This window comes from Thauera mechernichensis, assembly GCF_029588855.1.
GTDB lineage: Bacteria > Pseudomonadota > Gammaproteobacteria > Burkholderiales > Rhodocyclaceae > Thauera > Thauera mechernichensis.
Genome location: NZ_JARQZE010000006.1, coordinates 14,789 through 28,852, shown reverse-complemented (window position 1 = coordinate 28,852; position 14,064 = coordinate 14,789). Strand labels below are relative to the sequence as shown.

Sequence of the window (14,064 nt, the reverse complement as noted above, 5' to 3'; positions counted from 1 at the left end):
CAGCGCCGGAACATGGCTCCACGCTCAATGCATGCGTGCGAAGGGTACGCGCGCACTGATGCGGGTGCCAGCGCCTGGGCGGCTGTCGATGTCCAGCCGCCCAGTCAGCATCTGCACGCGGTGTGCCATGCCCGCCAGGCCGTGACGGTCGTGGTCGCGTGCTGAAGGGTCGAAGCCGACACCGTTGTCCTCGATCTCCAGTACCAGCTCGTCGCCCTCGGTGTGGAGGCGTAGTTGCACACGAGTGGCCGAAGCATAGCGGCGCACGTTGGTGAGCGCTTCCTGGGCGATGCGATAGAGCGCGAGCGCGGTCTGCGCAGGCAGTTCGGGCAGTGCGTCTGGCAACTCGATCTCGAGCTTGCCGCCATGCTCGCCGATGTCACCGCTGTCGGGCAGTGCGCGCAGCGCCTCGACAAGGCCGAGCTCGGACAGCAGCGGAGGGCGCAGGTCAGCCACCACCTTGCGCTTGAGCGCAATCCCCTGGTTCAGGGTGTCGAGCAGGCGGTCGAAGCGGCTGCGCAGCGCCGTCATCGTCTCCGCCGGCAGTTTGCGTGCAATCCACCCGGCGTCGAGCTTGGCGGCCGTGAGCAGGGCGCCGAGCTCGTCGTGCAGTTCGCGTGCCAGGCGGGCCTGCTCGGCTTCGCGGGCGTTGGTCAGGTAAGTGGCCAGGCTGCTGAGCGCCTGGGTGCGATGGGCGACCTCCGTGTGCAGGCGGTCGTTCTCCGAGCGCAGCAGGTTTGCAATGTGTTCGCGCAGGCGGTCCTGGCGGTAGAGCACGACGACCAGCACCAGCAGCAAGGCGAGCACGCTGGCGCCGAGCACGCGGTTCATCGCGCGTGCATCGCCAAAGCGTTCGAAAGCACCGTCCTGGGTGGCGTCGATCTCGGCCTGGGTCTGCGTGCGCAGTGCCCTGATGCGCGTCCGCAGATCGTCGGTCACCTGCTTGCCGGGGCCGCCGTCCGGAAGGTCGGCGTCGGCAGGTACGCCGCGCTCGATCGCCCGGCTGAGCAGGCTCCAGCGCATATCGACCAGTAGTGCCAGATGCTCCACGGCCTCGCGCTGATCGACACTTGTCCAGACGTCTGCACGCAGCGCGTCGAGCGTGCGCTCGAGTGCCTGCGGACCGTCCTGATAAGGAGTGAGGTAGCCCGGGTTCAGGGTGAGCAGGTAGCCGCGCACGCTCGATTCAGCGTCGAGTACCTGCAGCAGCAGGGTGTCGAGGTGGTGCAGGCGTGTAGTTCGCGCGCGCAGATCCTCCAGGGCCGCACGACTCGATTCAGACTGCCACTGGCCTGCCACCAGCCACGCCGAGCCAAGCGCAAAGCTCAGCAGGAGCACCACCAGCAGCAGGCCGGTACGCGGGGTCGGAAGACGGGACGGCGCGGGCGGCAAGGGCATATCCTCCGGGAGTGGGCGCATGAACGTGTCCTATGCTAGTCCAAGGCCGGGTACTTGTCCCGCTGTCCCCGAGTGGCCGAGCGGGCCGCCACTGTGCCCGCACGGTGCCGCCGCGTTTGCAGTGGTTCGATCAGGGCCGGATCGCGATGTCGTTCTTTACCGTCCTCACCCCTGGGGTGCCGCGTGCGATCTCGGCGGCACGATTGCGTTCGGTACTGCTCTTGGCGAAGCCGGACAGTTGCACCGTGCCCCTCAGCGTCTCGACGCTGATCGCCAGCGCGCTTACGGTGGGGTCGTCGGCGAACCGGGCCTTCACGCGGGCGGTCACGGTGGCGTCATCCACATATTCGCCCACGGTCGATTGGTCGCGGGTAACAGCACAACCGACGGCAGTGAAGGCGAGCAGGCCGGAAAGTGCGAGGCTAACGGCGGTGTGTTTCATGATGGTCTCCTTGACGGGAATGTCACCGGGGCGGGACGGCTGTCGCCGCCCGTGAGATGCGATTCAAATGTATGCTCCGTGGCGACTGCACGCTGTCCGACAGTGCGGATTGCGCTGTAGGACGATTCCCGCACGGCACCGTCGAGCCGCGCTGCCTGAGCGCGCGGTGGTGTCCGCGCCGGCGGTATGCCTCCCACTGCAACCATCCTCTCCCGATGCGCTTCCTTCACTCCGCCGACTGGCATCTTGGCCGTGTCTATCACGGCGTCTCCCTGCTCGAAGACCAGGACCATGCGCTGCAGCAGTTCGTGCGTATCGCTGCCGATACCCGGCCCGACGCCGTGCTGCTTGCCGGTGACATCTACGACCGTTCGGTGCCGCCCGCAGAGGCGTTGCGCCTGCTCGACCGCGTCCTCGAGCAGCTCGTGCTCGGGTTGAGGATTCCGGTGGTGATGATTGCGGGCAACCACGACGGCCCCGATCGTCTCGCCTTCGGCTCCGGCCTGCTGCAGCGCGCAGGGCTCCTGGTGCGTGGCCCGGTGGAGTGGGCTGCGGCGCCGCTGGTGCTGAACGATGCGCACGGCGAGGTCGAGATCCATGCCTTGCCCTATGCCGAGCCCGCGCTGGTGCGCAGCGTCAGTGGCGACGATACGGTCACCGACCACCACGCCGCGCTTGCCGCGCAGACTGCGGCCGTGCGTGCCGCGCGGGCGCCGGGCCGGCGCGTGGTCGTGGTTGCCCACGCCTTCGTGCAGGGCGGCGCAGAGAGCGAGTCCGAGCGTCCGCTGTCGGTAGGGGGCACGGGGGCGGTCGGTGCCGAGGTGTTCGCCGGCTTCGATTACGTCGCGCTCGGTCACCTGCACCGTGCGCAGCAGGTGGGCGAGGCGCGCATCCAGTACGCCGGCTCGCTGCTGAAGTACGCGTTCTCCGAGGCGGACCAGCGCAAGTCCGTGACCCTGGTCGAGCTCGACGGCGCGGGCGTGTGCAGCGTCGAGCGCATTGCGCTCACGCCACGCCGCGACCTGCGTATCGTGGAAGGCACGCTCGAAGCCATCGTCGCCGCCGCTGCCTCCGACCCGGCGCGTGACGACTACCTGCTCGCCCGCCTCACCGACAGCGGTGCGCTCCTCGACGCCATGGGCAAGCTGCGCACGGCCTACCCGAACGCGCTCGCCATCGAGCGCCCCGTGCTCACCGGCGACGGCCCCGGCCGTGCCCACGCCGACCACCGCCGCACCCGCATCCAGGACCTGTTCGCCAGCTTCCATCGTGACACCACCGGACTCGCGCTCGAGCCTGCCGCACAGGCTGCGCTCGAACGCATCGTCGACCGCATCGAGCTGGAGGCGCGCAGCGCATGAAACCGCTCAAGCTCAACCTGCAGGCCTTCGGTCCCTTCGCCGGCCGTGAAACGGTGGACTTCACCTTGTTGCCGCCCGGCTGCCTGTTCCTGATCGCCGGCCCCACCGGCGCCGGCAAGACGTCCATCCTCGACGGCATCACCTACGCCCTCTACGGCGACACCTCGGGCGGCGAGCGCAGCGCGCGTGAAATGCGCAGCCACCATGCCGACGCCAGCGTGCAGACCGAGGTCGAGTTCGAGTTCGCCCTCGGCCAGCGCCACTACCGCGTGCGCCGCGTGCCCGAGCAGGAGCGTGCGGCGCTGCGTGGCGACAAGCTGGTCAAGGTGCTCGCCCGTGCCGAGCTTTACCGCCTCGAGGCGGACGGCGAGACCTGGACGCCGCTGGCGCAGAAGACCACCGAGGTTGGTGCGCTGGTCGAAGAGCTGCTCGGCTTCAAGGCCGAACAGTTCCGCCAGGTGGTGGTGCTGCCGCAGGGGCAGTTCCGCAAGCTCCTCGCGGCGAGCTCGGCCGAGCGCGAGAAGATCCTCGAGACCCTGTTCGCCACCGCCACCTACAAGCGTCTGCAGGATGCCCTCAAGGCCGACGCCGCCGCGCTGCGCGAGCGTGGCGAGAAGGCCGCGCTGCAACGCCGCACCTTGCTCGATCAGGCTGGCGCTGACGCACCCGAGGCGCTGCTGGCCCGCCGCGACGCACTGCAGGCCGAACTGGCGGTACTGACCGGCGCCGAAGCGCAGGCGCGCGCCGACGATGCCGCTGCGCGCACCGCCCTGCAGCAAGGCCAGGCGGCCCAAGCGCAGTTTGCCGAAGCGGATGCGGCGAAGACCGCTTTGCGGGCCTTGGAGACCGGCCTGGCCGAGCTCGACACCCTGCGCCAGCGCCTGGCGCAGGCGCGCCGGGCGGCGCTGGTGGTGCCGGCCGACAGTGCGTTCGCCGCCGCCCGCCGCAGTGCCGACGAGGCGCGCACGCGCGCCGCGCAGGCCGCGGCAGACACGGCGGCCGCAGCGCAGCAGCTGAGCGGGGCCGAGGCTGCCTTGCAGGCCGAGCATGTGCGTGCGCCCGAGCGCGACGCCGCCCAGCGCGAGGTGTTGCGCCTGGAGGCGCTCGGCGAGGCCGTCACCCGCCTGGCCCAGGCCGACACAGAGGCGAGCCGTTGCGCGGCCGCCCGGCTCGCCGCCGACAAGGTGCTCGCCGCCGCCGATGCCCGCCAGCAGGCGCTGGCCAGCCAGCGCAGCGCGCTCCTCGCCCGCATCGACAACCTGCAAGCGCTGGCCGGCGCGGCTGCCAGCCTCGAACTGCGCCTGCAGCAGGCCGAGCAGCGTGCCCGTGCGCTTGCGGCGCTGGCTGCCGCTCGTACCCAACTCGGGCGCCACGAAGCCACCGCAGCCAAGGCCCGCCAGGCGTGCGATTCCGCCATGCAGGGCGCCAGTGCCGCCCGCGCCGCCTTCGCCACGCTGGACATGCGCTGGCGCCAGGCCCAGGCCGCCATCCTTGCCCGCCATCTGCATGACGGCGAGCCCTGTCCGGTATGCGGCAGCGCCAACCATCCTGCGCCCGCCGTGCATGCGGATGAACTGCCCACCGAACAGGCGCTGCAGGCGGCTGCGGAGCAGGCGCGCGCGGCTGACAGTGCGCTCGATGCCGCCCGCCAGGCGCTCAATGCCGCCGAACTGGCATGCGCCGCGGCAGCGGCCGAAGTGGACACGCGGGCGTCGGCACTGGCCCCGGCGGGTGACGACGAACCGGATCGCGCGGATGCCGAACCTGCACAGCTGCGCCATCAGCTCGACGCCGCGCACGCAGCGGCGACCGAGCTCGCCACATTGCGCACGCAATTGCTCGCCGTCGAGCATGCCACTGCCGACGTTGCGGCAGCGGCCGAACAGGCGCGTACGCAAGCCGTCTCGGCCGCCAGCGCCGCGCATGCCGCTGCGCAGGTGGCCGCGGAGCGTCGCGCCGGCGTGCCCGAGGCCTTGCGCAGCCCGGTTGCGCTGCAGGCTGCGCTGGCGGAGGCCCAGGCGCGACGTGCCCAGCTCGAACGCGTGCTGCAGCAGGCACAGGCAATGCATGACCAGGCAGCGCGCCGTGTCGCTGCGTTGCAGGCCCAGAGCGCCACCCTGGCCGAGAGCGTGGCCGTGGCCGCGACGCGCGTCGATGAGGCGCGCCTCCAGTTTGCCGAGGCGCTGGTCACCGCGGGCTTCGCGGCGGAGGGCGGTAGCGAATCGGGTGGCGAGGCTGCGTGGCGTGCCGCCTTGCTGCCTGCCGAGCGCATCGCTGCCCTGGACGCTGCGATCCGCGAGGCTGAACAGCGCCATGCAGCTGCCCGCGAACGTGCCGAGCGCGCCCTGAGCGCCATTGCCGGGCTGGCGCGCCCCGATCTCGATGCCCTCGAAGCCCGTGCCGCTGCGGCCCGTGCCGCGGTCGAGGCCGTGCTCGATCGCATCGCCCAGGCCCGCGGCGCCCTGTCCGCCCTCGCCGACACGCTTGCGCGTCTCGACCTCATCGCGCGCGAATCCGGCGCAATCGAGGCCGAGTACCGCATCGTCGGTCATCTTGCCGACATCGCCAACGGCAACAATGGGCGCAATCTCACCTTCCAGCGCTATGTGCTCGCGGCACTGCTCGATGACGTGCTGCGTGCGGCTTCGCTGCGTCTGACGGCGATGAGCCGCGGCCGCTACCAGCTCCAGCGTCGCGAGGACGTTGCCGATGCGCGTCGTGCCGCCGGCCTCGATCTGGAGGTCGTCGACGAGTACACCGGCCGCAGCCGCCCGGCCGCCACGCTGTCCGGCGGGGAGGGCTTCATGGCCTCGCTGGCGCTTGCGCTCGGCCTGTCCGATGTCGTCCAGGGCTACGCCGGCGGTGTACAGCTCGACACCCTGTTCATCGACGAGGGCTTCGGCAGCCTCGACCCGGAGTCGCTGGAACTGGCGATGCGGGCGCTGATCGACCTGCAGCAGCGCGGCCGCATGGTGGGGGTGATCTCGCACGTGGAGGAGATGAAACAGCAGATCGATGTTGCGGTCGACGTCGTGTGGGGCACCCGGGGCAGCCGGATCAGAGTGAAGACCTAGGCCTCGCCGGCTGCTCCAGGCGATTGCCGGGATCGGTGTCGATAGCGTGTTGCAATCGATGTTATTGCTTTCAATTGTCAATTCCTTTGCTAAGCTGAAGTCATGGGCAGTCGGGGAGCACGGCGACCGTGTCGGTCGTGTGTGTTGCAGGCCTCGGGGCGTCAGCTTGGGCGAGTCGCTTGCGCTGCCTTTTTCCGTAGGTGAGATGGACCATTACAGGAGAACATGATGAGCGGGAATGACAACAACACGGCCGGCGGTTGCCCGGTGATGCATGGCGCGAACACGGCTTCCAGCAACTCGGTGATGGCGTGGTGGCCCAACGCGCTCAATCTGGACATCCTCCACCAGCACGACAGCAAGTCGAACCCGCTGGGCGCGGACTTCGACTATCGGGAAGAACTCAAGAAGCTCGACGTCGAGGCGCTCAAGAAGGATCTCAAGGCGCTGATGACCGACAGCCAGGAGTGGTGGCCGGCCGACTGGGGCCACTACGGCGGCCTGATGATCCGCATGGCCTGGCACGCGGCCGGCACCTACCGCATCGCCGACGGTCGTGGCGGCGCAGGCACCGGCAACCAGCGTTTCGCCCCGCTCAACTCCTGGCCCGACAACGGCAACCTCGACAAGGCCCGCCGCCTGCTGTGGCCGATCAAGCGCAAGTACGGCAACAAGGTGAGCTGGGCCGACCTCATCATTCTCGCCGGCAACATGGCCTACGAGTCGATGGGCTTCAAGACCTTCGGTTTCGGCTTCGGCCGCGAGGACATCTGGCACCCCGAGAAGGACATCTACTGGGGCTCCGAGAAGGAATGGCTCGCCCCCAGCGGCGGCGAGGGCTCGCGCTACTCCGGCGAGCGCGACCTCGAGAATCCGCTCGCCGCGGTGATGATGGGCCTCATCTACGTGAACCCCGAGGGTGTCGACGGCAAGCCCGACCCCTTCAAGACCGCCCACGACATGCGCGTGACATTCGCCCGCATGGCGATGAACGACGAGGAGACCGTCGCGCTCACCGCGGGTGGCCACACCGTCGGCAAGGCGCATGGCAACGGCAGCGCAGCCAACCTCGGCCCTGCACCGGAAGGCGCGGACATCGAAGACCAGGGCTTCGGCTGGGTGAACCACAAGACCCGCGGCATCGGCCGTGACACCGTGACCAGCGGCATCGAAGGCGCGTGGACGTCCAAGCCCACGCAGTGGGACAACGGCTACTTCGACATGCTGTTCAAGCACGACTGGTGGCTGCAGAAATCGCCTGCCGGCGCCTGGCAGTGGGAGCCGGTGAACATCGCCGAGGAAGACATGCCGGTCGACGTCGAGGACCCGTCGATCCGTTGCAAGCCGATGATGACCGACGCCGACATGGCGCTCAAGTTCGACCCCGAGTACCGCAAGATCGCCGAACGCTTCCGCGACGACCAGGCCTACTTCGAAGAAGTCTTCGCCCGCGCCTGGTTCAAGCTGACCCACCGCGACATGGGGCCGAAGGCGCGCTACATCGGCCCCGACGTACCGGCTGAAGATCTCATCTGGCAGGACCCGGTGCCCGCCGGCAACAAGAACTACGACTTGGCGGCGGTGAAGGCGAAGATCGCTGCTGCCGGCCTGTCGGTCGGCGACCTGGTCGCCACCGCCTGGGACAGTGCGCGCACCTTCCGTGGCTCGGACAAGCGCGGTGGTGCCAATGGTGCGCGCATCCGCCTTGCGCCGCAGAAGGACTGGGAAGGCAACGAGCCGGCGCGCCTCGCCAGGGTGCTCGCCGCCTACGAGAAGATCGCCGGCGAGACCGGCGCCAGCGTGGCCGACGTCATCGTGCTCGGCGGCAACGTCGGCCTGGAGCAGGCGATCAAGGCCGCTGGCTTCGATGTCGAGGTGCCCTTCGCCCCCGGGCGCGGCGATGCCAGCCAGGCGCAGACCGACGTCGAGTCCTTCGCCGTGCTCGAGCCGGAGCATGACGGCTTCCGCAACTGGCAGAAGAAGCACTACGTCGTGCAGCCCGAGGAGATGCTGCTCGACCGCGCCCAGCTGCTCGGGCTCACGGCGCCCGAGATGACCGTGCTGATCGGCGGTCTGCGTGTGCTCGGCACCAACCACGGCGGCAGCCAGCACGGCGTGTTCACCGATCGTGTCGGCGCGCTCACCAACGACTTCTTCGTCAATCTGACCGACATGCGCTACAGCTGGAAGCCCACCGGGCGCAACAGCTACGACATCGTCGAGCGCAAGAGCGGCGCGAAGAAATGGACCGCAACCCGGGTCGATCTGGTGTTCGGCTCCAACTCCATCCTGCGCGCCTACGCCGAGTTGTACGCGCAGGACGACAGCAGGGAGAAGTTCGTGCGTGACTTCGTCGCAGCCTGGACGAAGGTGATGAACGCCGACCGCTTCGATCTCGGCTGATCGCTGCGTAACCCTTTCGCCGCCTCGGCTGCGGCGAAAGGGGGTGCAATGACGCTTGCAAAGGGCCCGCGGCGCGTGGGCGATTGATGCTGCAAGGCGTCCCATTCCTCGTTAAGCTTCTGCGGGCGGTGTCGGCTGACACCGCCCATTTTTTGTTGACGATCCCGCTTTGCGGCGGAGGACGATGATCGATTTCGGCCCTTGCGCCATGGCCCTAGCAGCGCGTCCACGGGCATGGCGATGAACCTGCTGGCGACCGATTCAGCGGCTCGGCTGCTCGCAGGCGGGCGGGCGATTGCCGTGCGCGTCGCCGGCTTGCTGTTGCTGGTTCTGCTCTTCCTCCTGTTTCGGCACTGGGGTTGGCCGCCGGGCGTGCACCTGGCGCTGGCCGTTGTCTTCCTCTACGTCGCGGTGAGTACGGGCGCCCAGGTGCAGCGCCTGCGGGCGACTCAGCGCGCCTATCGGTTGGCGATGCAGGCCGCGCACGACGGCTTCTGGGACTGGGACCCGGTCAGCAAGCGTCTCGACGTTGGCCACCGCCTGCTGGAGATCCTTGGCTACAGCCAGAACTTCCTGCTCGATACGCACGCCTGGCTGGCGCTGGTGCACCCGGACGACCGCGCGCACTACAACCGCACCGTGGCCGAGCATCTCAAAGGCAGGACGCCGTTCTTCTACTGTGAGTACCGGGTACGCTCGCACAGCGGCGAGTACCGCTGGATCGCATCGCGTGGCATCGCCGTGCGTGACCGCCGCGGCGTTGCCTACCAGATGTCGGGCTCGGTCACCGACATTACCGAGCGCAAGCGCCACGAGGCGCAGATCGCCTATCTGGCCGAGCACGACCAGCTCACCGGCCTGCCCAACCGCTTCCTGCTCGCAGAACGTCTGGCCGAGGCATTGACGGCAGCGACGGCCGCTGGTGGCCAGGTGGCACTGGTGTTCATCGACCTCGACCGCTTCAAGGACATCAACGACTCGCTGGGCCACCGTCTCGGCGACCACCTGTTGCAAGCCGTCGCGGAGCGCCTGGTTTGCGGCCTGGCCAACGGCGAGGTGCTGGCGCGCCAGGGAGGCGACGAGTTCATCGTGCTCATGCCCGGAGTTGCTGGCCGCGAGCTTGCCGAGTCGCGGGCGCGGGCGCTGCTCGAACTCCTGGAGTCGCCCTTCGTCACCGACGGCAACCACCTTCACGTCGGTGCCAGCCTCGGCCTCAGCATGTTCCCGGACGACGCGGCCGACGCCGAGCAGTTGCTGCGCAATGCCGACACCGCGATGTACGCCGCCAAGCGCGACGGCGGCGGCACGGTCCGCTGGCACACCCCGGAGATGAAGGAGCGCGTGCTGCACCGCGCGTCGATGGAGGTGCGCCTGCGCCGGGCGATCGAACACGGCAGCTTCGAACTGCATTACCAGCCCCAGTTCGAGACTGCGACCGGTCGCCTGTTCGGCGCCGAGGCGCTGCTGCGCTGGCATGACGGTGACGAGTGGATCGCCCCCGATCGCTTCATCCCGGTCGCGGAAGAGACCGGGCTCATCGTGCCGATCGGCGACTGGGTGCTGGACAACGCGACGGCCTGCGCAGCGCGCTGGCGCGACAGCCTGCCCTACCCCCTGCGCATGGCCATCAACCTGTCGCCGCGCCAGTTCTGGAGCGGCGACCTGCTTGTGCGCGTGCTTGCCGCCGTCGAGCGCCATGGCGTCGACCCGGCCCTGATCGAGCTGGAGATCACCGAATCGATGCTGCTGCGCGCCGAGGGCGACCATGTTGCCGCGCTGCGTACGCTGCGCCAGCGTGGCATGCGGCTGGCGCTGGACGACTTCGGCACCGGCTACTCATCGCTCTCCTACCTGCACCGCCTGCCCTTTACCAGCCTCAAGATCGACCGCAGCTTCGTGGCCGCGCTGTTCGATGACGATGGCAATTACGGCGACGGTGCGGCGCTCATCCCCGCGATCGTCGCCATGGCGCACAGCCTGGAGCTGGAGGTCGTGGCCGAGGGCGTCGAGACCTCGGCCCAGCTGGTGCACCTCAGCGAACTCGGTGTCGATCTGCACCAGGGCTTCTACAGCGGCAGGCCGGTACCCGAAGCGGCGTTCGTCAGCCAGTTCGTCGCCGCCGACCGGCGCTGAGTGCGAAGTCGGCCGCGCCAGGCGCGTGCCGGTGGCGATCAGCCCGCTTGCCAGGGCAGACTGTCGGCGATCAGCGTGGCGACCTGGGTTTCCAGTGCTGACAGCGCCGCGTCCAGTGCCTCTGCACTTGCCTCGCTACGGTCGACGGCGTCCTCGAGTGCCCGCGCGGCCTGCATGAGATCGAGCGCGCACAGGAAGCCGGCGTTGCTCGCCAGGGTATGGAGCCGGCGTCCGGCACTGGCGCGATCGCCGCGGGCGAGTTCGGCACGTGCGTCGGCCACGGCACGGGCGTTGTCCTCGGCAAACATCTGCAGCAGGCTGCAGAACATCGATGCGTCGCCGCCGAGACGTTGCATGGCGCGTTCGCGGTCGATGCCGGGGATGGCCGGAAAGCCGTCGCCCGGTGTGGCTGCGGCTGTTTCTGCGGGCGCTGGGGCGGGAGCGGCGGGCGAGGCCTGGCGCGGCGTTACCCAATGCGCCAGCAGTTCGGCCATCTGGTCCAGGTCCATGGGCTTGGGCAGCACGTCGTCGGCGCCTGCGTCGCGGGCGGCGGCGCGCTGGTCCTCGCGCACGCCTGCGGTGAACACGATGATGGGCAGCGTGCCCAGGCCGAGCTCGCCGCGGATTGCGCGCGTTGCACTCAGGCCATCCATCACCGGCATCTGCACGTCCATCAGCACCGCGTCGAAGCCGTCGGGGCGGGTGCGCAACAGCTGCACCGCCTGCTGGCCGTCTGCGGCCAGGGTCGCGGTCGCACCCTCGAGGCGGAGGGCGCGTTCGACCAGGTCGCGGTTCATTGCGCTGTCGTCGACCACCAGCAGGTGAGCGCCCTGCAGGCGCGGGCCGCGCGGCTGTGCATGCCGGCGCGGCGCGAGCCGGCGTATCTCGTCGGCGCTGACGCGTGTCACCGGGATCTCGAACCAGAACAGGCTGCCTTCGCCGACCCGGCTGTCGACGCCGATCTCGCCGTCCATCAGTTCGACCAGGCGCTTGCAGATCGACAAGCCCAGCCCGGTGCCGCCGAAGCGGCGCGCGATGCCTGCGTCAGCCTGGGCAAACGGTGCGAACAGGCGGCCGAGCGCCTCCGGAGCGATGCCGATGCCGGTATCGAGGATGTCGACCCGCAGCCGCAGTGCTGCTGCGCCGCAGTCATGCGCGCGCACCCGCACCGTGACTTCGCCGCGCTCGGTGAACTTGATCGCGTTCGCGGTGAGGTTGAACAGCACCTGCTCGATGCGCAAGCCGTCGCCGAGGAGCGCGTGCTCGAGCGGGGCGGGGGCGTCCACATGCAGCGCCAGCCCCTTGGCACGCGCAGCCTGGCCCATCAGGCTGTCGACGTTGGCGAGCAGCACGCCGAGGTCGAACGGCCGCGGCTCGATGCGCAACTGGCCGGCTTCGATCTTGGACAGGTCGAGTACGTCATTGAGGATGGTGAGCAGCGACTGGCCCGCGCTGCGAATGCGCTCGACCATGTCGCGCTGGTTGGCGGCGAGCGGCTCGCGCTCAAGCACTTGGGCCAGCCCGAGCACCGCGTTCATCGGCGTGCGGATCTCGTGGCTCATGTGGGCGAGGAACTCGCTCTTGGCCGCATTGGCCGCCTCGGCAGTGGCGGTAGCCTGGCGCAGGCGTTCTTCCATCTCCTTGCGCGCGCTGATGTCCTCCACGATGACGAGGTAGCGCGGCGCGGGCTCGGAATACACCCGCACCGGCGCGCAGGTCAGGCTCGCCCACACCGTCGAACCGTCCGGCCGCAGGTAGCGCTTGCTGAGCCGGTAGCCGGTGCTGGCGCCGCGGCGCAGGCGATCGAGCTCGCTCAGGCCGGCTTCCACGTCCTCGGGGTGGGTGATGCGTGCGGGGTCGAGTCCGGTCAGTTCCGCAACCGGGCGGCCGACGATCTCGGCAAAGCGCCGGTTGGCCTCGGTGATCCGTCCGCTTTCCGAGTCGAGCAGCACGACGCCGAGCGGCGCCTGCTCGAACATCACCCGGAAGCGCGCCTCGGCCGCGCGCTGGGCCTGCAGTGCGGCAAGCTCCTGGCGTTCCTGGTCGCGCCGCCATAGCAGGTAGCCGCCGGAATAGACCAGCACCAGGCCCAGGCCCATCGCCAGCGCGGTGGCCCAGGCCATGGTGCGGATGCCGGCGTAGGCTTCGCGTTCGTCGATCTCGGCGAGCATCAGCCACGGTGTGCCGCCGACCGCGGCCGCATAGGCGAGCACCGGCACGCCGCGGTAGTCGCGCCCATTCTCGAGAATGCCGAGCTGCCCTTCCACCGCGCGCGCTGCGGGCAGCGCAGGCGCGTCGAGCGGGCGGGTGAGCGCCAGGGCCGGCTCGGGGGCGTGCCGCAAGGGCGTGAGAAAGCGCACGCCGGCCGGGTCGCGGCGCACGAGATAGGTTTCGGCGGTGTGCGTCGGCACGGGCCAGGATTCGACCAGGGGGTAGAGCGCAGCGCTGGCCTTCCAGGTCAGATACACCACGCCCCGCGCTGCACCCGGCTCGCCGATGGGTGCCAGCACGCCATACTGCACCTCGCCCGCGGCGTCACGGTGCAGGTCGATGAGCTCGACCCGGGGGCGCGCGAGGATGTCTGCCGCCAGTGCATGCAAGGGCCCGATATCGGTGCCGCAGATGCTCAGCACCGGCCGCAGTCCGGCATCGACGATGGCCAGCCCGCCCCAGCCGCGGCGGCGCGCGATCTCGACGAGATGCTCGCGCATGCGCTCGAGGCGGACGCCGTCGCCCCGTCCGCCCGCCAGCCAGGTGGCGTACAGGCTTTCGAAGCGTGAATCGGCCGAGAAGTAGGATTCGGCGTCGATCCGGGTCTCGTGCAGCGAGTTCTCGATCTGCTGGCGCTTCTGCTCGGCGATCACCGCCAGCGTGCGGTGCGTCTCGCGACGGATCTCCTCGCTCAGGTAGCGGTAGCCGACCACCCCGGTCACGCTCATCAGCAGCGAGATGAGGGCCAGCGGCAGGATGAACCGCAGCCACAGCGTGCGTATGCCGTCTGCGGTTTGGGCAGGGGCGGCGGAGAGGGTGGCAGTGTTCATGTCGGCAGCGGGCAGTGCGTTGGCCCGGCCCGGGGGCAGCGCAGAGTGGGCGAACGATATGGCATCGCACGGCAACGGCGCGTGGTCGTCGGCCAGGGGGCAAAGCAGGCCATAATTATGCACCATCGGAGAGGATTGGCTGCGGCGCTTGTTCCCGCCGTGGGAGCGGCGCCAGCCGCGAGGGGGTGAAGGCGATGGCGTCCGGGTTGTGC

The 14,064-nt window shown here is 69.5% G+C and carries 7 protein-coding genes; 4 read left to right on the top strand and 3 right to left on the bottom strand.

Annotated features, from left to right (window positions below; translation table 11 throughout):
- Positions 1-24: 24 nt before the first annotated feature.
- Positions 25-1,419: a CHASE3 domain-containing protein gene (locus P7F68_RS10415; protein ID WP_277832941.1), complete on the bottom strand. Its 1,395-nt coding sequence runs from the start codon at positions 1,417-1,419 to the stop codon at positions 25-27.
- A gap of 109 nt (positions 1,420-1,528) precedes the next feature.
- Positions 1,529-1,840 (bottom strand): BON domain-containing protein, encoded by a 312-nt coding sequence (locus P7F68_RS10410; RefSeq protein WP_002925989.1) that lies wholly within the window; start codon positions 1,838-1,840, stop codon positions 1,529-1,531.
- A 215-nt stretch (positions 1,841-2,055) separates the two neighbouring features.
- Here P7F68_RS10410 and P7F68_RS10405 point away from each other — a divergent pair, with 215 nt between their 5' ends.
- From P7F68_RS10405 to P7F68_RS10390, 4 genes are all read left to right on the top strand, one after another.
- A complete protein-coding gene (locus P7F68_RS10405; protein WP_002936010.1) occupies positions 2,056-3,201 on the top strand; it encodes an exonuclease SbcCD subunit D in 1,146 nt (381 codons plus the stop codon).
- Complete coding sequence (locus P7F68_RS10400; protein ID WP_277832936.1) at positions 3,198-6,275, top strand: AAA family ATPase; 3,078 nt, start codon at positions 3,198-3,200, stop codon at positions 6,273-6,275. Before P7F68_RS10405 ends, P7F68_RS10400 begins: the two co-directional genes overlap by 4 nt.
- A 228-nt stretch (positions 6,276-6,503) precedes the next feature.
- Complete coding sequence (katG, locus tag P7F68_RS10395) at positions 6,504-8,678, top strand: catalase/peroxidase HPI (protein ID WP_277832934.1); 2,175 nt, start codon at positions 6,504-6,506, stop codon at positions 8,676-8,678.
- A gap of 234 nt (positions 8,679-8,912) precedes the next feature.
- On the top strand, positions 8,913-10,811 hold the full coding sequence (locus P7F68_RS10390; RefSeq protein ID WP_277832932.1) for a putative bifunctional diguanylate cyclase/phosphodiesterase: 1,899 nt from the start codon (positions 8,913-8,915) through the stop codon (positions 10,809-10,811).
- Between the two features lie 38 nt (positions 10,812-10,849).
- Here P7F68_RS10390 and P7F68_RS10385 read toward each other — a convergent pair whose 3' ends face one another.
- A complete protein-coding gene (locus P7F68_RS10385) occupies positions 10,850-13,852 on the bottom strand; it encodes a hybrid sensor histidine kinase/response regulator (protein WP_277832931.1) in 3,003 nt (1,000 codons plus the stop codon).
- Between the last annotated feature and the right edge of the window lie 212 nt (positions 13,853-14,064).

Excerpts from the sequence above, each read along its gene's own strand:
- P7F68_RS10415 (WP_277832941.1), bottom strand. The coding sequence starts at position 1,419 with ATGCGCCCACTCCCGGAGGATATGCCCTTGCCGCCCGCGCCGTCCCGT.
- P7F68_RS10410 (WP_002925989.1), bottom strand. The coding sequence starts at position 1,840 with ATGAAACACACCGCCGTTAGCCTCGCACTTTCCGGCCTGCTCGCCTTC.
- P7F68_RS10405 (WP_002936010.1), top strand. The coding sequence starts at position 2,056 with ATGCGCTTCCTTCACTCCGCCGACTGGCATCTTGGCCGTGTCTATCAC.
- P7F68_RS10400 (WP_277832936.1), top strand. The coding sequence starts at position 3,198 with ATGAAACCGCTCAAGCTCAACCTGCAGGCCTTCGGTCCCTTCGCCGGC.
- katG (WP_277832934.1), top strand. The coding sequence starts at position 6,504 with ATGAGCGGGAATGACAACAACACGGCCGGCGGTTGCCCGGTGATGCAT.
- P7F68_RS10390 (WP_277832932.1), top strand. The coding sequence starts at position 8,913 with ATGGCGATGAACCTGCTGGCGACCGATTCAGCGGCTCGGCTGCTCGCA.
- P7F68_RS10385 (WP_277832931.1), bottom strand. The coding sequence starts at position 13,852 with ATGAACACTGCCACCCTCTCCGCCGCCCCTGCCCAAACCGCAGACGGC.